This window comes from Burkholderia sp. MSMB0856 (genome assembly GCF_001524645.2).
GTDB classification, from domain to species: Bacteria; Pseudomonadota; Gammaproteobacteria; order Burkholderiales; family Burkholderiaceae; genus Burkholderia; species Burkholderia diffusa.
Window position 1 is genome coordinate 1,660,643 of sequence record NZ_CP013427.1, and the last position, 17,898, is coordinate 1,678,540.

Below are 17,898 nucleotides of genomic sequence, written 5' to 3' on the forward strand. Positions count from 1 at the left end.
GTTGCTGGCGATCGTGCACGCGTGCTCCGACGCGGTGCGCGCCGACGTGCTGCCGGTTCTGCAGCGTGACGAGGCCGAGTACAGCTACACGGCCGACGACATGGCGAGCGCGTTCGTGCGCGCGCTGAACGAGGCGCTCGACGCGGCGGCCGCGCGTGTCGCCACGCACGTTGCGGCGCGTGCGCGGCTGCTCGCGCGGCGCATGACAGAGATCTGCGACGAGAGCGCGACCGAGGCGCTGCGCGCGTCGGTGAACGCGGCAATCGGCGTCGATATCCGCGCGGCGCTCCAGATGCAGAACCTCGGGGGCGTGCTGGAGGCTGCGGCTGCGACGAACGTGCGGCTGATCAAGTCGGTGCCGCAGCAGTACTTCGAGCGCGTCGCGACACAGGTGATGGTGTCGGTGCAGCAGGGCCAGCGTTACAGCGCCATCGTCGAATCGATCGCGGACGAGACAGGTGTGACCGAGAGGCGCGCGAAGCTGATCGCTCGCGACCAGACCGCGAAGCTGAACTCGGGCGTCACCGAGGCTCGACAGACCTCGCTCGGCATCGAGGAATACGAGTGGCAGACGAGCGGCGACGAACGTGTGCGCGACAGCCACGCGGAGAACGACGGGAAGGTGTTCCGGTGGGACTCCCCGCCGCCCGAAACCGGCCACCCGGGCCATGACGTGAACTGCCGCTGCGTGGCGCTGCCGCGCTTCAAATTGGACGACGAGGAATGAGCAAACGCATACAGCACACGTTCGACGCGGCGTTGGGCGAACGTCGGCGCACGCCCGAGGGGTATCTCGTGGCACCCGCGGTCATCGCACGCACGGGCATCCAGATCTATCTCGCGCACGAGCTTGGTCTCGACGGCGATCCGATGCGCGAGGTGCGGATCTATCGTCCACCCGAGGAAGTGTTTCACCCGGATGCGATCGCGTCGTTCGACAACCAGCCGATCACGATCGACCACCCGCCGGACGGCGTGACCGCCGACAACTGGCGCGAACTGTCGGTCGGTCTGATGCGCGCGCCGCATCGTGCTTTGAATCTCCTGAACGGCGAAGCGTGGGTCATGGATGCCGACGCCATCGATCAGGTCGAGACGAAGGTGCGTGAGGAACTGTCGGGCGGCTATACCGCGGTGTACGACTGGACGCCCGGCGTCACGTCGGATGGCGAGGAATACGAAGGCGTCCAGCGCGACATTCGAGGCAACCACACGGCGCTTGTGCGCCGCGGTCGGTGCGGGCCGGTGTGCCGCGTCGGCGATTCACAACCAACCAATCACAAAGGAGCAACAGCAATGCCGATCCAGATCACGATCGACGGCATACCGTTCAGCCTCGACGAGGCTGCGGCTGCCGCCGTGAACAACCTGACCAAGCGGCTGGCCGATTCGACGGCCACAGTCGCGGACCTGAATTCGCGGCTCGACCGGAAGATCAAGATCCGTAACAAGACCATCGCGCTGCGCGACAGCGAAGAGCTCGAGGACGAGGTCGAAGAGCTGGAGGACGAGCTCGAAGAGGCGCAGAAGGACGCCATGACGCCGCAGCAGCGCGACGCGATGGTCGCGGACTGGGCCGAGATGCTCGAAGGCGGCAAACGGCTCGCACCGACCGTCGACTCGAAGGGCAAGACGTGCGCGCAGTACCGCCGTGAGGTCATCAAGGCGCTGTACAGCGACCACAAGCCGGTCGTCGACGCGGTGCTCGGTGGTAAGGCGCTCGACGCGGCAGACGACGCGACGCTGCGCCAGGCGTTCGGCGTGCTTGCCGCAACGGTCGGCACGACGCCGACGGGCGACAGCTACGTGCGCCGCGACCCGGTCATCGACTCGCTGAACCAGTCGAAGCAGGTCAATGACGCGTCTGGTGGCGGAGGCCAGAAGACGGCCGATGCGGCGCGTACCAGCTTTATCGATCGGATGAACGGCCGCGGGCAGTAACGCGGATCACAACCAACCGGAGCAATCCACATGAATCGCATCAATTTGAGCGACTACGCGCCGGCGCAGTTCGAGCGCGGCATTCCGGGCCTGATCGTCGACAACAACACGGCGACGATTTTCAACAGCACGAACCGCGGCGCGACGCCGATCGAGTTCGGCGTGGCCGTTTTCTACACCGATGTCGGTGGCGAATACGTGTTGCCCGGCGACCCGCGCGCGAAGGCGTTCGCGGGGATCTCGGTTCGGCACGTCACGTTCACTGCCAACCTCGAGGGCGAGGTGTTCTACGAGCCCGATGTGACGCTGCCGGCGCTGCAGTCCGGCCGCATCTGGGCCACGTGCAAGGACGGCTGCAACCCGCGTGATCCGGTGAAGTATGCGGGCGACGGCACGCTCGCCACTGGCGCCGGCACACAGATCGCGGGCGCCGAGTGGGAAACGAAAACGGAGCCGGGTCAGGTCGGCGTCGTCGTTATCAACCGTGTACCGGGCATGAAGACGCCGGTCGCAGCCCCGTAAAGGAAGGGAGAGCAACGAAATGGATCGCAAGAAATTGATTCTGGACGGCCTGCGTCGTATGCCGGCGCTGGCGATTGACTCGGAGCCGGGCCTCGCGTTTCTGACCTCGCAGCTCGAATACTACGAGACGCAGGTCTACGAGAAGAAGCGGGAACCGCTCGATTACGAGGCGCTGATCCCGATCTCGACCGAGGCCGGGCCGCACGTGACGGCGATCAACTACCGCATGAAGGACTTCGCGGGCCGCGGCAAACGCCATTCCGGCCAAGGTGGAGATATCCCGCGCGTCGATGTGTTCTACGGCGAGAAGTCGGTGCCCGTGGTCGGCAGCGCGATCGGTTATGCGTACACGTTCGCCGAACTGCGCACGGCCGCCGCGCTGCAGCAGTCGCTCGACGGCGATCGTCAGGAAACCGCGATGAAGGCCTGGCGCTCGCACATGAACGAGGTTGGCCTGTACGGCGAGGAAGAGCTCACGGGCCTGTTCAACTGCCCGGCCGTGCCGCAATCGAGCGCGGGCGTGAACCTGCTGACGGCGACGCCGGCCCAAGCGCTGAAATTCGTCAATGACCAGATCACGCAGGTCTGGACCACGACGAAGCGCAACAGCGTTGTCGATACCGTCGCGATGCCGGGCACGGTGCTGGCGCACCTGTCCAGCACGCCGCGCTCGGACAACTCCGACACGACGATCCTCGAATACATCCGGCAGAACAACATCTCGAAGACCGAGCGCAACATCGAGATCACGTTCCGCGCGGCGGCGGATCTCGAAACGGCCGGCAAGGGCAAGACCAGCCGCATGATGTTCTACGAGAAGTCGCGCGAGAACATCGCGTTCCACATCCCGATGCCGCTCATGTTCCACACGCCGGAGCAACGTGGGCTGGAGATGCTGGTGAACGGTGAATACCGCTACTCGGGCGTTGAGTTCCGCTACCCGAAGACGGCGTTCTACGTCGACGACGTGATGGGATAAGGGGGTGTCATGCTGGACATCAAGAACACGACGCGCGCCAGCTCGGTGATTCGTGGCGCTGATTTCACCGTCGAGATTCCGCCGGGCGCAACGCGTCCGATACCGATCGGGGTGTGGGAAGCCTTCGCGCGCGGGCGCGCCGCGCGCGCACAGATCGCGGATGGCGAGCTGGTGGTCGTCAAAGTTGAAGAGCCGCTCGCGCCGGCGGCGCCCGTGCTGCCGGGGGGCGGCGAATTTGGGGCGTCCACGGGCGCAGGTGTCCCGGAGCAGCCGGAGCAGCCGGAGCAGCCGGAGCAGCCGGAGCAGCCGGAGCAGCCGGAGCAGCCGGAGCAGCCGGAGCAGCCGGAGCAGCCGGAGACGGACGAAGCCAGGGAAGGTTCCGCCGAAACGCCGACGCCGGCGCAGAGGCGGGGCCGCAAAGCGACGTGAGCGCGCGCTCGTCGCGCGGGGCACCGATCACAGTTGCCGACGTCCGAGCCCGGTTCGCCGCGCTGTCCAAGCCGTTCGACGACGACATTGTCCTGCTCGCGATCGGGGACGTACTGCCGTTTCTCGACCGCGAGCGCTGGGGCGGCTTCTACCAGCGCACCGCGTGCGGGCTGGTGATGCACTTCCTCGTGATGGCGCGCGCCGCAGAGCGGACAGGCGGCAAACCGGTGCTCACGGCCACGTCGAAGAAGGCCGGCGAAGTGCAGGCGAGCTATGCGGTGCCGACTGCGCTGACAGGTGATGACGCGTGGCTTGCGGCGACCACATGGGGGCAGGAGTATCTGAAGCTGCGCCGCATCGTTGGTGCGGGAGGACTGGTCGTATGAGCGGATCGAACTTTCCCGGCCTCGACCGGTTGATTGCGATGCTCGAGCGGACGACGAAGCGTGAGGTTGTCGTCGGCTATCCGACGGCGACTGGCGCCGAGCTCCATCCCGGCTCCGGCATCACGAATGCGCAGCTCGCCGCGCGCCTGTCGTTCGGTGATCCCGAGAAGGGGCTCGAAGCGCGTCTGTTCATCCAGCAGGGCATCGAGAACGGTCAGAAGCAGATACAGGGCGTTCTCGCGAACGGGTTGCGCCGCGCCGCACGCGGCGAAGGGTCGGTCGATGCCGCATACGAGGCGGCTGGCGTGGCCGCTGTCGGCACGGTGCAGGCCGAGGTGCGGAAGGGGAACTTCGCACCGAACAAGCCGGAGACGATCGCGCGCAAAGGCAGTAGTCGACCGCTGATCGACGAGGGCAACCTGATCCAGTCCACTACGTCGGAGGTGCGTGATGCTCGATCTCAGTGATGTCGTAACAGATCCGGACCTCGGCGCGCACGAGATCGCGATCGAGCGCGCGGTGGGCGCGCGGGCGTCGTCTGGCGAGTGGGAGGAAACCTACGAGCCGGGCAGCGTTACCGGCGTCGTCCATCCGGCGAGCAAGGCGCAGCTCGAATCCCGTCCTGAGGGTGAGCGGCATTTTCCAACCATCGCCGTGTTTTCCGGCGCGCCGCTGGCCGCATCCGATTTCGTGCTGCACCACGGCGCGCGTTGGCGCGTCACGGCGGATTCTGACTGGTCCGACTATGGCTATTACTACGCGCTCGCAACTGAACACAAAGCCACTTCGCGACCTCGTGCGGGAGCTTTTGTCGTTACCTGACGGTGCAGTGCGACCGACATGGGACGCTGGGCCGACCGGCGGCGACCCGTTCGTCGTAGTGACGGCGAACAACGACACGCCTATCGGTTCCGCGCACCGGACCTACGACGGCGACCGCGAGGTCGAGATCCTGCGCCGCTCGCTGCTCACCGATGTGCAGTTCGAGGCATTCGGGACGAATGCGTATGCGCTGCTGTCGAAGCTGCAGCTCGCGTTCGAGTCGAGCGAGGCGCTGTCGGCGCTGAGGAACCGCGTCGGCGCCGCGATCCTGCGATTTCGTCCCGTGATCGACGTTTCGGCCGCCATCGGCGGCGGGCCGGAAGAGCGTGCGCAGTTCACGGCGACGCTCGCACACACACATTCGGTTGAGCGGCCGCTGGCGCCGATCGAGCGCGTCAGTGTTTTCGCCCGCACCGACCTGGCCTTCGAGCAGGTCACCATCGAACCACCCCATACGGAGCAATAGATGCTGCCCATTGATGATGTCGTAAATGTCCAGCTCAACACGCAGCCGCAGGCGCCTTCGCGTCGTGACTTCGGCATGACGCTGCTGCTCACGCCGGAGGCCGGTAACGTGTTCAACGACACGAGCACCCTGTACATCGATGCAGGGCTGCAGTCCGACGTCGAGGCCGCGTTTGGCACGAATTCGGAAACGGCGCGGGCGACGCGGCGATTCATGGCGCAGCAGCCGCGCCCGAAGCAGATGATGATCGGCCGATGGCTGAAGACCGACCGCTCGCTGCCTGCGACGGCCGCCGCGCTGATCGGGTCGCCGGTCACCGCGCCGCTGTCCGAATTCCGCAGCGCGAGTGCCGGCTATCTGACCATCACCCGTGGTGATGTCGCGACGCAAATCGGCCCGCTGGACCTGACGAACGTCGCAACATTTGCGGATGTCGTAGACGCGATCAACGCGGCGGCCGACGAGAATGTCGGCTGGGAATGCTCGTTCGACGAGACCGGCAACCGGTTCGCGTTCACCGCGGACGAAGCCGGCGCCGGCCCGTCATTCCGCTTTGTGTCGGATGACAGCCAGGTCGGCACGTACCTTGGCGCACTGATGAAGCTGGAGAACGGGCAGGGACGCGTCGTTGCCGGCGCGGCCGCCGTCGAGCTGCCGGCCGAGACGATTACCGAGGCAGCCGCAGCGATTCAGGACAAGCAGCCGGGCTGGTACGCGCTGGCGGTCGCCGCGCAACTGAGCGACGACCAACTGAAGGAAGTGTCGGATTGGACGCAGGCCGCGCGCGGCAAGATCTTCGGCGTGACGACCACGAATCCGCAGCACATCGAGTTCGCTGCAGGTAACGTGTTCAAGCGCCTGTACGACAAGAGCAACTACCGGACGGTCGCCACGTACGACAAGACTGATCCGTACGCGATTCTGTCGTTCCTCGCGCGCGGGCTGTCGGTGAACTTCGCGGCGAACAACTCGACGCTGACGATGAAGTTCAAGACGCTGCCGACGGTCGAGGCCGACAACCTAGGGCTCACGGAGGCGAACAAGTGCCGCCGGCTCGGCCTTAATTTCTACACGTATTTCGATGAAGCGGCGATGGTGGCCGAGGGTACGGTGGTCGGCGGCCGCTTCTTCGACGAGATCCACATTCTCGACTGGTTCGTCGACGCGGTGCAGAAGGAGGTTTTCGCCACGCTATACCGCAGCCCGACGAAGATTCCGCTCACGGATCTCGGCACGCCGCAGGTCATCGCGGCGGTGGAGCGGGTGTGCAAAGAAGGGCGAAAGAACGGAGCCTTCGCACCCGGCGTGTGGAATGGCGATTCGTTCGGCACGCTTGCGAAGGGCGACTATCTCGAGGACGGGTTTTACGCCTGGTGCGACAGCGTCGACACCCTGTCAACAAGCGACCGTGAGAAACGGAAGATGCCCCCGATCCAGACCGCACTCAAGCTCGGCGGCGCCGTGCACGGCGTCGATGTGATCGTCAACTTCGACCGCTGATCGGTCGGTTCCTCAACGCCAGCCCCCCGCTTCGGCGGGGGTTTTTATTGGAGCCTGAGAAATGGCAGTTTTTGACCCGAAACAGGTTTCGGTTCTGATCAACGGTGTGCCGATCGACGACTGGTCGGATGGCGCAGACGTCATCCAGGCCGAATACAACACGGACGCGGGCGCTACCACGATTGGCGCGAACGGCAAGGGCGTGTTCGTCGCGTCGGCAAACCAGTCCGGCAAGGTGACGCTGAAGATCAAGCAGCACAGCCCGGACAACAAGTACCTCAACGGGCTCCGAACCCAGCAGGAGACGCGCCTGAAGTCGTTCACGCCGCTCGAGCTGAACATCCGCGACCTGCTCAATGAGGACGTCGTGACGGCCAGCAAAGGTTTTTTCACCACGCGTCCCAAGTTCGCGCGCGGTGACGGCCACAACCCGACCGAATGGGTGATCGAGTTCGAGACACTCAATATGGAACTGGAAAAGGGGCTCTGGAACTGATGGAAAAGCAACACGAGATCGAACTGGACGACGTGCGCTACGTGATGACGCCGGCCGACGCGGTTGCCGCGTGGAACGCGCTGAAGAACGCCGGTGCGTTGCTGAACGGGATGAAGGCCGGCGGCTTCGGCTCGGCCGACGACGTCGACGCGACTGCAATCGCGACCACCTGCATTTCCACGATCTTGTCGAACCTCGGGCGGCCCGAGGTCGCACAGCTCGAAAAGATCGTGTGGGCATCGACGGTCGCCTCGGTCGGCGGTCGCGAATACCGCATTCGCGACAAGTTCAGCGAGCATTTCAACGAGCACCGCGGGCACATGCTCCCGCTGCTGATGGCCGGAATTAAGTATCAGTTCTCCGATTTTTTCGGCGCAAGCGCCTTTTCGAGTCTCTTCCGGGATCTGATGGCGCGATTCCAGAAAGGGAAGACGACGGAATCGACTGGTTCGTCTGGGGGCCAATTGCCCGACGATTTAATGGCGTAACACTCGACCAGCTGCGCACGGTGTACACGCTCGCGGACCTGTGCGATATGCACGAGGCGATGCGGGCGTGGGACCAGGCGGAGGACGTGGCCCGGCGCGAGCATGAAGCAGAGACGAAAGCAGGCAGGAAGCGATGACTCTTGACGAATTCGTGGTGAAGCTAGGCGTCGCGGCCGACGTGAACCAAGCGAAAGCCTTCCGCGAGCAGCTGTCGGGCATCGTCACAGTCGCCGGCGCGGCCAGCGCGGCCGTGGCCGGACTGGCCGCTGGCGTGACGACATGGTTTGCGAAAGCGCTGGATGGTCTCAACGACCTGAAAGATCTGGCAAGCGAGACGGATGAAAGCGTCGAGTTTATTCAACGCCTCGGCTACGCGGCCGAGCAGAGTGGATCATCGCTCGCTGGCGCAACAGCTACCGTCAAGGGCGTGTCGAAGGTGATCGGTGAGGCCGCTTCCGGCGTTGGCCGCGGCGCTAAGGCGTTCGAGCAATATGGATTGAAAGCGAAGAACGCGGACGGAAGCGTCAAGCGGTTCTCCGACATCCTCGGAGACGTGCAGGACAAGATGGCGAAGATGTCGTCGCAGGAGCAGTCCGCGTTCCTTTCGAAAATCGGCGTTGACGCCTCATCGATCCAGATGCTTCGACTCACCCGCGACGAGTTGCACGCATTGTTCGATGAGGCTGACTCGTGGGGCGTATCGACTACGGAGCAAGCGGAGGCAGTCGGCGCGTGGAAGGATCAGATGGCCGACCTCGCGTTCGGGTTTGATGCGCTGCGCACTGACATTGCTGTCGGCATCCTGCCGCAGTTGAAGGCGCTGACCCAGGGCCTGAAGGATCTGATGCGGAACAACCGCGCTTTGATTCAGGAGGGCATCAGCCGGTTCATCAAGGTCGTGTACGCGGTCGGTCAGGTGCTTGTAAACGTGTTCCGCTTCATCGTGCGCGTGACCGACGGTATCGGTGGCATGCGCGTCGCGCTGCTGCTGGTCGGCGCGGCGCTCGCGTGGTTCAAGCGTGCAGCGCTGCTCGCGTTCGCGACGAACCCCGTGTTCTGGCTCGTTGCGGCGGTCGGTGTGCTGTTGCTGCTGATCGACGACTTCATGACGTACCTCGACGGCGGCGAGTCCCAGTTCGGTGAGTTCTGGGAGTCGCTGCGCGAGCCGATCGCAGTAGTGCGCGCTGAGATTGAGGCGTTCCTGCGTGACCTTGAGCGTTGGTGGGAGCGAAACGGGGAGACGGTGATCGCGATCGTCAGCGAGGTGTGGGATTACCTGCAGCTCGGGTTCGCGCAGACGGTCGCGGTAATAGGTGCAGTGCTTGGGCAGCTCTGGGATCTGTTCTCGACGGCGTTCGGTGTGATGGCAGACCTGCTTGACTGGTTCTTCGCCTTCTTCACGGGCGACTTCGAGGCTGCCGGCGAGGCCGTCGATCGGATGCTTAACCGCGTCGCGGATCTGTTCATCAAGACATTTTCGCGCATCGGTGACTTCGTGCGCACCACGATCGAGCGGATCAAGAAATATTTTCCGAGCCTTGGCGCGCTGATCGAGAAGACGATCGGCGCGGTCGCTCGCCTGTTTGGCGGTGGCACCGTCGACGTGAACGGTTCCGTTGCCGGTGCCGGCGCGATCGCCGATGCCGCACGCGCAGCGGCCGCTATGCCGAAGCAAGTGCAGAGTGCGTCTGCGGGAGCGGCGCCGATCGCCGGCACGCCACGCGGGATGACGAACAGCCGTACGGTCAACGCGAACGTCACGAACCACACGACCGTCAACGTGCAGAGCGACGACCCGCGCGCGACTGCGCGCGAGCTCGAAGCGATGCAAAAACAGCAGAACCGCGCGGCGATTCAGAATGCCGCAAGCGCGGTTGTCGGCTAACGGGAGAGGGTAATGGCAGTAGGCGCGCAGGTGCTGCGGACGGCGATCGGCACGATCACGCTCGACGTTGTGCAGGAGGAGTCGCATACGAGCGATCTGGAGATTACTGAGAACCCGGTCGAGTCGGGTGCGGAGGTGGCCGACCACGCGTTCCTGAAACCCTCCGAGGTAGTCGTTTCTGGAATGGTCGTGTCGTATGAACCGCCGAGCGATTCGTCGCTGCTGGCGCGTGCGGTGAACATTCGCGGCGTGACCGACTTCCTCGATGTGATCGGCGCGCCTACGTCATTCGAGTCGTTCACCGCTGACACATTGGCGCGCGCGCAGCGCGAACTGACCTCGTTCGCGGGTACATCGGCAAACGCGGTTGTGGCGCGCGTCACACCGCGCGCGCTCGCGCCTTGGCTTCCCGATTTCTCATCGTGGATCGCCGGCGACGAGAGCAGAGGCGAGAACCGGATCGGCCAGATCTACGACTCGCTGGTCGCGCTGCAGAAGAGCGGCTCGCCCATCGAGGTGCAGACCATGTCCAAGCTGTACACGGACATGCTGATAAGGACGGTAGCGATGCAGCAGTCGAGCATCCACGGCGCCGTGCTGACCGTGACGTGTCGACGCATCTTCATCGTCGAGACCAAGAAAGGCACAGGGTTGTCGGTGCCGAGCGGCGCGAAGAAGTCTGGCCGGTCTGGCAGGCAGTCTGCCGGTGTGACGCAGAAGGGGAATGTGCAGGGCGCCGACGCATCCGGCAAGCGGTCGGCGGTGCGGCAGGTGATCGATTTTGTAATGGGGAAGTGATGATTCGACTACCTATCGATTCGACGCCGCTGCAGGTGATGACCGCCGATCCCGGCGACGGGAGCGCGCTCGCGCTGACCATCCGCTACAACTCGATCGGCGACCACTGGGAGATCGATGTTCAGGACCGGGATACCGATGCGGTGATCGCGCAGGCTGTGCCGTTGGTGCTCGGACCGCCGATCTTCTGGCGCGACCCGGTCGATTTCTTTCTCTGGCTCGAAGACCTGAGTGGCGTTGGTCTCGATCCCATAGGCGGCAACGATATGGGCGAGCGCTTCGCGCTGTATCTCGGACTGAAAAGCGAGGTGAGCGACGCGGCGGCGCCAAAGGAAAACCGGTAGCCGAGCCCCGCGAAAAGTGTGCGGCGTGATGGGCTCCGGCCAATCTGAATCGACCAAACCGGTTTTGGAAAACCGTAAGAAAGCCCCCAAATTTTCGGCCGTATGCTTTCGGGAACCGCCCCGGAGCTGCGCCGCACAAAAGCGAAAGCCCCGGACTGTTGGCGCAGCCGGGGCTTTCTGTTGTTCACCCCTTGACACCGCAAGAGGCAAAACCTTGTTCAAGTATACGCCGAAGCATCGGCTGAAAGTGGAGGGAAAGATGAACGCACATGATGCAGGAATCGTTGGCCGGCGATTGGCGCTCGCAGCGAATATTTGCGCGCTCGGCGTGCTGCTGGCGGGCGTCGCTGCTGTCCTAAAAGTGGCTCTTTGATGGCGGCGCCATGACTATCCAATTCGGCCGCCGGTGGCGGTTGGAGATCGGCAATCGATCGGAGTCGATCGCGATCGAGTCACTGCGTGTCAAGTTCGAGATCGTGAAAAGCCTCGACGAGAAGCCGAACCCGGCGAAGCTGTCCGTCTACAACCTGAACCGCGACCACATGACCCGGCTCGTCTCGAAGGGGTTCAACCTCGCGCGCCTGTCGGTGGGCTACAACGAGCTGCGGCTGCTGTACCAGGGCGACATCCTGAAGCCGTCGACGAAGCGCGACAAGGCGGACTGGATCACCGAGTTCGAGTGCAGCGATGGCGGCATCGACTACGCCGGCGCGCGCGTGTGGACGACGTTGCAGTCCGGCGCGACAGATGCTGACGTGCTGGCCGAGGCAACAAAGGCCATGACGCGGACGAAGGCCGGTGTCGCGGATCTGGCGAGCGCGCGCACGCTGCCACGCGGCAAGGTGCTGATGGGCAATGCGCGCGATGTCGTGCGCAACGTCGCGCGCAACAGCGGCGCCGACTGGTCGATTCAGGATGGCGAGCTGCTCGTGCTGCCGGCCGACAAGGTGCTGCCCGGCGAGGGCTTCGTGCTGTCGCAGGACAGCGGGATGATCGAAAGCCCGAAGGTTTCGGACAAGGGGCTGGAGGTGAAATGCCTACTAAATCCGGCGATTCGCGTCGGTGGGTTGGTGCGCGTCGTGTCGATGATCGAGTCGTACAACGGTGATTACAAGGTCGTGCAGGTGAAGTACGTGGGCGACACGCACACGGCGGACTGGTACAGCGATCTCGTCGTGCGCGGCGGGAAGTTTCAGAAGGTCGAGAAGCCGAAAGCCAGCAAGGGTAAGACGAAGAAGGTGGGGGGCGGCGACGATGGGGACGTTTGACGAAGAGATGCCGTCCGGGGAACTGGCGCGTGCACGCGAGGTGCGCGGCGAGCTGCTGAAGGTTCGGACGGCGTTTCCAGGCATCGTCGAATCGTTCGACGGGGATACCCGTACGGCGACAGTTCGCCCGGCGATCGACGCGCTGCTTGCCTGCGGCGACGGTGCGGAGCTGCCTCTGCTCGTCGATGTGCCGGTGTCGTTCCCGACGGGCGGCGGGTTCGTGATCGAGTGGCCGCTGAAGCGCGGCGACGAGGGGCAGGTCACGATCAGCGACCGGTGCATTGACGGCTGGTTCGTCTCGGGCCGCAACGGGCCACCGCTCGATCTGCGTATGCACGACCTGTCCGACGCGATGTTCACGCCGGGCATCCGGTCGCGGCCGAACGTACCGGGCGGGTTCGACATGGACGCGCTGGTGTTGCGCCAGATTGACGGGCCCGCGCGGTTCCGGATGAGCAGCGACGGCATCATCGAGCTCGACGGCGCGCTGTTGCGCGTGAAGTGTCCGGCGATCTTCGAGCAGTTGCTCACGTACCAGGCGGGCATGGCCGGCGAGGGCGGAGGTGCCGGTACAAAGATCACCGGCAACATCAACCACAGCGACGGCACGATCACGTCGAACGGCGTCACAGTGGACCAGCACCACCATCGTGATTCGATGGGCGGCGACACGGGAGGGCCCCAAGGATGAGGGTAAGACGACTCGACGCCAACGGCGACTGGACCTTTGGGCGCGGCCGTGCCGATTACGCGGACCGGTCGGAATCGGTTGCGCAGCGCGTCGTAACGCGGCTGCGCTCCTTTCGCGGCGACTGGTTCCTCGATCTCGACCACGGTATCGCGTGGATCGAGCGCATGGAGCGCGGCAACGAGCGCCAGCGGCTCGAAGACGATGTGAAGCGCCAAATCCTCGGCACGGACGGCGTGGAGCGCATCCTCGCGTTCGATATCGCCTTCGACGGCAAAACACGGCGCATGGCCATCAGTGCTTCGCTGCGCGACATCTACGGCAACGAATTCGATATCAGCACGCCGGTCGGCGTCTGACCTCCGCGCGCGCGGCGCGCACTTCTCCAGCAGGACAATTCATGGGGCAACTTACACCGCAGGGCTACATAGCCGAGCGGCTCGACGCCATTCTCATGAGGATGGAGGCCGGCCTTCGGCGCATCTACGGCGAGGATATCGACCTGAGCCCGGACAGCCCGGACGGCCAGGCCGTTGGACTGTTCGCGCAGGGCCTGGCTGACATCAACGAGCTCGGCGCCGCAGTCTACCGGGCGCTGGACCCGGATTACGCGGGAGGGAAGTGGCTTGAGCAGCGCGTCGCGTACTCGGGGCTGAAGCGCCGAGGCGCGCGATACAGCCGCATGCCGAGCGTAATTCTGCAGGGCACGCCGCACAGGACGATTCCGGCCGGCGCTGTCGTTTCGGATCCGCAGCGCGTGCGCTGGCAGTTGATCAGCGATGTGGTGTTGAACGCCGCCGGCTCTGGGCGCGGCGACTTCCAGAGCGAGGAACGCGGCGGCTTCACGAACCCGATCGGGGCGACACTGAAGATCGAGACGATCGTGAACGGATGGGATTCGGCAACCACGTTCACGGCCGCCGAACTCGGTGAAGCTGAAGAACTCGATCCGGAGCTACGCGCGCGCGGCGCGCGCTCGCGAGCACGGTCAGCGCAGAACTCCGCGGAGTCGATCGAGGCAAAGATCAGCGAGCTACCTGACGTCCGGGAGGTGATCTGCCTTGAGAACTGGACCGACGTGACGGACGAGAACGGGGTGCCGCGCAAGAGCATCAACGTGATTGTCGACGGCGGCGACGACGGAGCGATTGCGCAGATCATCTTCGACAACAAGCCGTCCGGCACGGGTATGCGGGGCGATGTCGAACGTGTTGTCATCGACAGGAAAGGGCGCGAGCGGATGGTGCTGTTCGACCGTCCGGAGATTATCGACTGCACGGCCTATCTGGAGCTTAAGCGCTCCCGCGGGCAGCAGGCCATCGATGAAGATGGGATCAAGACGGCGCTGACGAAGTATCGCTACGGCATCGGCGAGCCGGTCACCGTTTCGCGCCTGTATACACCGGTCAACACGGTGCCGGGTTTCTCTATCGAGACCTTCACCATCGGCGTGATCAACGGTATCCAGTTCCCGAATGATCTCACCTTAGGGCCGCGTCAGCGGGCGCGGTTCCTGCCCGAAAATATCGAGATCGTTCCGCTATGAGCTACGACCGTCTTCTGATCTGGCAATACAAAGGCAAGTCTCGTGCGGTGGCGCATGCGAAGCTGATCGACGACGAGATTCGGCGCGCATGGGAGGGCATTGCGGCGCTGCCGGAAGCGCTCGATATCGATAACGCACGCGGCGTGAACCTCGATCTCGTCGGGAAGCACGTGGGCCAGTCGCGTGTGCTCACGGACATCGTGCCGCGCGACTACTTTGGTTTCTTTGGTGAGGGCGGCGGCGGGTTCCGGGTGCAGGGCGCGGGCGGTTCGAAGTTCTACCGCCTCGGCGACCCGCTGAACGGTTCGGTCGAGCTTGACGACGACGATTACCGATTCCTGATCCGCTGCCGCATCGCGAAGAACTTCGTGGTCGGCACGATCCCGGAAATGATGGACGCGCTCGACTTCATCTTTAACGGCCATGCGGATGTGTCGGACAACTACGACATGTCGATCTCGATCGTGATCGGTATTTCCGCGCTGTCTGATTTCCTAATTTACGCGGTTCGAAACCTTGATGTGCTACCGCGCCCGGCGGGCGTGGGCGTGTCGCTTTATTTCACGATCACCGAACGGCCGTTTGGATTTGCCGGCTCGCCTGGCACGTTCGGGTTCGGTGACGGTGCTTTTGCGAGGATTTTGCGATGACGATTTTCGAACGTCCGGACGAGGACGTGTTTGCTGATGGCGCGCGACCGGGTGAAGTTGATGAGTTCCCGAATGTCGCGCGCGGCTGGGGCGTTGCGCTCGACCAGACCGGTGGTAAGCCCCCGATGGAGTGGTTCAACTGGCTCGGTCGGCGCATCGATCGAGCGATTCGTTACTTCATGCAGCGCGGCCTCGCGGAGTGGTCGTCCACCGAGACGTATCCCGTCGGCGCGGTGGTACAGCACAACGGCATCATTTACCGCGCTGACGTTGAGAACGAAGGCCGTGCGCCTGACGGCTCACCGGGGCACTGGGGTGCGCCGTGGGCGCCGACCGTGGCAGCCGACGATTCATCGAAGCGAGTCGTGAATACGGAGCTCCTTGCGAAGAGGCTGGAAAAATATGTATCCGAGGACGATCTCGGTACCTACGCGACGCAGGAGTGGGTGAAGGGGTACGCGGTTAAGGGCGATACCGCCCGCTACGTACTCACTACGAATCCCGACAGAAGCGCAGCAGGGCTTACCGTCGACGGGAAATATATCGGCAAGATCTGGACCGACATGAGCTTCGATCCCGGTACGAAGGTCAACCGCGGCGGCGACACCATTACCGATCGCCTGACGCTCGGACGGGACGGATGGCAAGCAGACCTCGCTCTCCAGAATCGGCGGCCAGGACAAAACGTCACGATGTACATCCGCGCTCGGGACGGAGGCGGCATCGAGTTTATCAACAACGCTTACAACGGCGTCCCGTGGAGCATGAGTGACGCCGGCACGACGTGGCAGGCGGGCAACCTGAATGTGGGTGGGTCCACTCTGCAAACGGACGGCAACCTTCTCTGCAATTTCCGCGGCGCATGGTTGAACTCGATTCTCGATGACCTCTACGCCCGTTCCGAAAATCGAGCAGTTGCAGGCGCGCGCGTACAGTGGGATTCCGGTCTCGCGGAGTTCGATTACGTGGGTTCAGTGAGCAGTAATGTTCATGGACAGATCGATTTGCCCGCGCCGTGGGTTGTGACCGGGATGCGCGTCAATGCGGACAACAGATCGATCACGGCAATTTGGCAGCGCGGCGTCGTCCTGCGAAACCAATAAGGAACGGAAATGGATTTTAGTAAATATACGCATGATCACATGGTGCTTGCGCTGAAACGTATGTATCCAGAACTCGTGCCGGGCAAAGACTACCGCGCGGCTCAACCAGTCGAGCGAAACGGGGGGCAGAGTGGCCCGCCGTTTATCGCGTATTGGGTGAGCGAGTCAGTGCAGCAACCTGAGGATGCCGAGGTGCACGCATTTTTTGTGGCCAATGAGGAGTCTATTCGAAGCGAACACGTGCGGATCTTCCGCGACATGGCGTTGCGCAACTCCGATAGCATGACGGTAGCGCCGCCGGACGCACCGAAATCTGTGCGGACGCTGGCCGAAAAGTGGGTGACGTACCGCGAGAATCTGCGAAAGATTCCTGAACAGGAAGGGTTTCCGTTCAGCGTCGTGTGGCCGGAATCACCGGCCGATCTTTGAATTTTTGACGCACGACGAGGCAGTGGCGTTTTAGTTGCGCTTCTGGTTGCGGTCGAAGTCCTCACGATGCACAAGATATGTTTCCCACTGCTTCACACTCCAAAGGTGCCAATAGCGCGGGAGATATATCATCGAAAAGAATGACATGGTGCGTGCGCGGGGGATTTTTTTACAGACTTTTGTCATTTGCTCCACGCGAAAATGGTGTGCTAACAACGGTATGGAGCAGGCAATTATGAGTAATTCGAGCCAGTAATTATCAACCATATATTAATTGAATGTGAGGGGTTGGATTGGTCAAGGTCCCGTAAATGGTTTGCGACGGGGTTGTTTGAAGTTTCCGTGCCTGCGGGTCTCGGTCATTGTGTCTTTTCGAAAATCAGTATTTGTGTTCGACCGAACATCAGTTTGAACCCAGTCAAGAGGCGGCCAAGGCTCTTTACGCCGGGATAGGTGTCGGCGGTCGTGCCGCTGGCAATCTTGCGTGTCCACAGGAGCGACAGCGGTCTCAGCAACAGGTAGATCGGGACCAGTGCTATGCGCTTGCGGCGATCGATGCGGACATCCTTGAGCGTGCAGCCCATCGCACCGAACACGTAGATCAGTTGAAGCGGAGTGAACGGGCTCACGTGACCACGATCTACGGGTCTTCCGTGTGTCTGTCGTGCGCCACGCGCATCGAACTGGAAGAACGTCCCCGTGAAGAGGAATTGCAGTCGCGAATAGAGATTCGAAATGTTCGGCGTCGACACAATGATCTTGCCGCCCGGCTTTGTTGTTCGGACAAGCTCTTCGATCAGCCCGACAGGATTCAACACATGCTCGATCCCTTCGAGGCACGTGACTGCATTGAATTCGTTGTTCGCAAATGGTAGCGCTGCCTCCATGTTGGCGACAACTGATCCATCTTCTCCGTGAATGTCAGCGCGCGTTACGTCATGTCCTATTGTGGTAAGGGCTGCGGCAAATACACCCGAGCCTGACGGTATGTCCAGTATTTTCGATGGGACTGGCTGATTCGCATCGATATAGCGAACTACTTGTGCCATGTACTCGGTGATTCCATTCCGGTAGTAACTGTAGTCTCGGTGTTGCATGTGGTTCGAATGAAGTAATTTTGCGATTTGAACTGCGCCTTTATATCAGTGTTGATTGCAC

24 protein-coding genes are annotated in these 17,898 nt (G+C 63.0%); 23 read left to right on the forward strand and 1 reads right to left on the reverse strand.

Annotation, left to right across the window (positions count from 1 at the left end; all coding sequences use genetic code 11):
• Position 1: 1 nt before the first annotated feature.
• The 23 genes from WS87_RS08985 to WS87_RS09090 all read left to right on the forward strand — a co-directional run bounded on the left by WS87_RS08985 (position 2) and on the right by WS87_RS09090 (position 16,740).
• Entirely contained in the window at positions 2 to 727 is a 726-nt protein-coding gene (locus WS87_RS08985) for a phage head morphogenesis protein (RefSeq protein WP_059817456.1), read from the forward strand.
• Positions 724 to 1,941, forward strand: a complete 1,218-nt coding sequence (locus WS87_RS08990) for a DUF2213 domain-containing protein (protein ID WP_059817458.1) — start codon at positions 724 to 726, stop codon at positions 1,939 to 1,941. The genes WS87_RS08985 and WS87_RS08990 overlap by 4 nt, the downstream gene beginning before the upstream one ends.
• 30 nt (positions 1,942 to 1,971) lie before the next feature.
• The gene (locus WS87_RS08995; protein WP_059817460.1) at positions 1,972 to 2,463 is read left to right on the forward strand and encodes a structural cement protein Gp24; all 492 of its coding nucleotides are present in this window, start codon (positions 1,972 to 1,974) and stop codon (positions 2,461 to 2,463) included.
• A 19-nt stretch (positions 2,464 to 2,482) separates the two neighbouring features.
• On the forward strand, positions 2,483 to 3,442 hold the full coding sequence (locus WS87_RS09000; protein WP_059817461.1) for a DUF2184 domain-containing protein: 960 nt from the start codon (positions 2,483 to 2,485) through the stop codon (positions 3,440 to 3,442).
• A gap of 9 nt (positions 3,443 to 3,451) precedes the next feature.
• Positions 3,452 to 3,871, forward strand: coding sequence for a hypothetical protein (locus tag WS87_RS33895; RefSeq protein ID WP_059817463.1), 420 nt, complete (start codon positions 3,452 to 3,454; stop codon positions 3,869 to 3,871).
• Positions 3,868 to 4,257 carry a DUF4054 domain-containing protein gene (locus tag WS87_RS09010; RefSeq protein WP_059817465.1) on the forward strand — a complete coding sequence of 130 codons (390 nt, stop codon included), beginning with the start codon at positions 3,868 to 3,870 and terminating at the stop codon, positions 4,255 to 4,257. The genes WS87_RS33895 and WS87_RS09010 overlap by 4 nt, the downstream gene beginning before the upstream one ends.
• The gene (locus tag WS87_RS09015; protein ID WP_059817466.1) at positions 4,254 to 4,724 is read left to right on the forward strand and encodes a hypothetical protein; all 471 of its coding nucleotides are present in this window, start codon (positions 4,254 to 4,256) and stop codon (positions 4,722 to 4,724) included. Before WS87_RS09010 ends, WS87_RS09015 begins: the two co-directional genes overlap by 4 nt.
• Positions 4,708 to 5,079: a hypothetical protein gene (locus tag WS87_RS09020; protein WP_059817468.1), complete on the forward strand. Its 372-nt coding sequence runs from the start codon at positions 4,708 to 4,710 to the stop codon at positions 5,077 to 5,079. The genes WS87_RS09015 and WS87_RS09020 overlap by 17 nt, the downstream gene beginning before the upstream one ends.
• Positions 5,080 to 5,086: 7 nt before the next feature.
• The gene (locus tag WS87_RS09025) at positions 5,087 to 5,545 is read left to right on the forward strand and encodes a phage neck terminator protein (protein ID WP_159085648.1); all 459 of its coding nucleotides are present in this window, start codon (positions 5,087 to 5,089) and stop codon (positions 5,543 to 5,545) included.
• Positions 5,546 to 7,045: a DUF3383 domain-containing protein gene (locus WS87_RS09030; RefSeq protein ID WP_059817472.1), complete on the forward strand. Its 1,500-nt coding sequence runs from the start codon at positions 5,546 to 5,548 to the stop codon at positions 7,043 to 7,045.
• 61 nt (positions 7,046 to 7,106) lie between these two features.
• The gene (locus WS87_RS09035; protein ID WP_059817474.1) at positions 7,107 to 7,541 is read left to right on the forward strand and encodes a phage structural protein; all 435 of its coding nucleotides are present in this window, start codon (positions 7,107 to 7,109) and stop codon (positions 7,539 to 7,541) included.
• Positions 7,484 to 8,029 carry a phage tail assembly chaperone gene (locus WS87_RS09040; protein ID WP_082750600.1) on the forward strand — a complete coding sequence of 182 codons (546 nt, stop codon included), beginning with the start codon at positions 7,484 to 7,486 and terminating at the stop codon, positions 8,027 to 8,029. Before WS87_RS09035 ends, WS87_RS09040 begins: the two co-directional genes overlap by 58 nt.
• Positions 8,030 to 8,162: 133 nt before the next feature.
• Entirely contained in the window at positions 8,163 to 9,914 is a 1,752-nt protein-coding gene (locus tag WS87_RS09045; RefSeq protein ID WP_159085649.1) for a hypothetical protein, read from the forward strand.
• Positions 9,915 to 9,926: 12 nt separating this feature from the next.
• Positions 9,927 to 10,712, forward strand: a complete 786-nt coding sequence (locus WS87_RS09050) for a phage baseplate protein (RefSeq protein WP_059817478.1) — start codon at positions 9,927 to 9,929, stop codon at positions 10,710 to 10,712.
• A gap of 38 nt (positions 10,713 to 10,750) precedes the next feature.
• Complete coding sequence (locus tag WS87_RS09055) at positions 10,751 to 11,056, forward strand: phage baseplate plug family protein (RefSeq protein WP_082750606.1); 306 nt, start codon at positions 10,751 to 10,753, stop codon at positions 11,054 to 11,056.
• Between the two features lie 214 nt (positions 11,057 to 11,270).
• Positions 11,271 to 11,429 carry a hypothetical protein gene (locus WS87_RS33940; RefSeq protein WP_179952340.1) on the forward strand — a complete coding sequence of 53 codons (159 nt, stop codon included), beginning with the start codon at positions 11,271 to 11,273 and terminating at the stop codon, positions 11,427 to 11,429.
• A 10-nt stretch (positions 11,430 to 11,439) separates the two neighbouring features.
• Positions 11,440 to 12,324: a phage protein gene (locus WS87_RS09060; protein ID WP_059817481.1), complete on the forward strand. Its 885-nt coding sequence runs from the start codon at positions 11,440 to 11,442 to the stop codon at positions 12,322 to 12,324.
• A 40-nt stretch (positions 12,325 to 12,364) separates the two neighbouring features.
• The gene (locus WS87_RS09065) at positions 12,365 to 13,015 is read left to right on the forward strand and encodes a Gp138 family membrane-puncturing spike protein (RefSeq protein ID WP_159085650.1); all 651 of its coding nucleotides are present in this window, start codon (positions 12,365 to 12,367) and stop codon (positions 13,013 to 13,015) included.
• 164 nt (positions 13,016 to 13,179) lie between these two features.
• Complete coding sequence (locus tag WS87_RS34220; protein ID WP_236873221.1) at positions 13,180 to 13,371, forward strand: hypothetical protein; 192 nt, start codon at positions 13,180 to 13,182, stop codon at positions 13,369 to 13,371.
• A 41-nt stretch (positions 13,372 to 13,412) separates the two neighbouring features.
• Complete coding sequence (locus tag WS87_RS09075; RefSeq protein ID WP_059817487.1) at positions 13,413 to 14,558, forward strand: baseplate J/gp47 family protein; 1,146 nt, start codon at positions 13,413 to 13,415, stop codon at positions 14,556 to 14,558.
• Positions 14,555 to 15,208, forward strand: coding sequence for a DUF2612 domain-containing protein (locus WS87_RS09080; RefSeq protein WP_059817488.1), 654 nt, complete (start codon positions 14,555 to 14,557; stop codon positions 15,206 to 15,208). The genes WS87_RS09075 and WS87_RS09080 overlap by 4 nt, the downstream gene beginning before the upstream one ends.
• Positions 15,205 to 16,311 (forward strand): hypothetical protein, encoded by a 1,107-nt coding sequence (locus WS87_RS09085; protein WP_059817490.1) that lies wholly within the window; start codon positions 15,205 to 15,207, stop codon positions 16,309 to 16,311. The genes WS87_RS09080 and WS87_RS09085 overlap by 4 nt, the downstream gene beginning before the upstream one ends.
• Positions 16,312 to 16,320: 9 nt before the next feature.
• The gene (locus tag WS87_RS09090) at positions 16,321 to 16,740 is read left to right on the forward strand and encodes an XkdW family protein (protein ID WP_082750601.1); all 420 of its coding nucleotides are present in this window, start codon (positions 16,321 to 16,323) and stop codon (positions 16,738 to 16,740) included.
• Positions 16,741 to 17,099: 359 nt separating this feature from the next.
• Here WS87_RS09090 and WS87_RS09100 read toward each other — a convergent pair whose 3' ends face one another.
• Positions 17,100 to 17,789 (reverse strand): class I SAM-dependent methyltransferase, encoded by a 690-nt coding sequence (locus tag WS87_RS09100; protein WP_159085651.1) that lies wholly within the window; start codon positions 17,787 to 17,789, stop codon positions 17,100 to 17,102.
• Between the last annotated feature and the right edge of the window lie 109 nt (positions 17,790 to 17,898).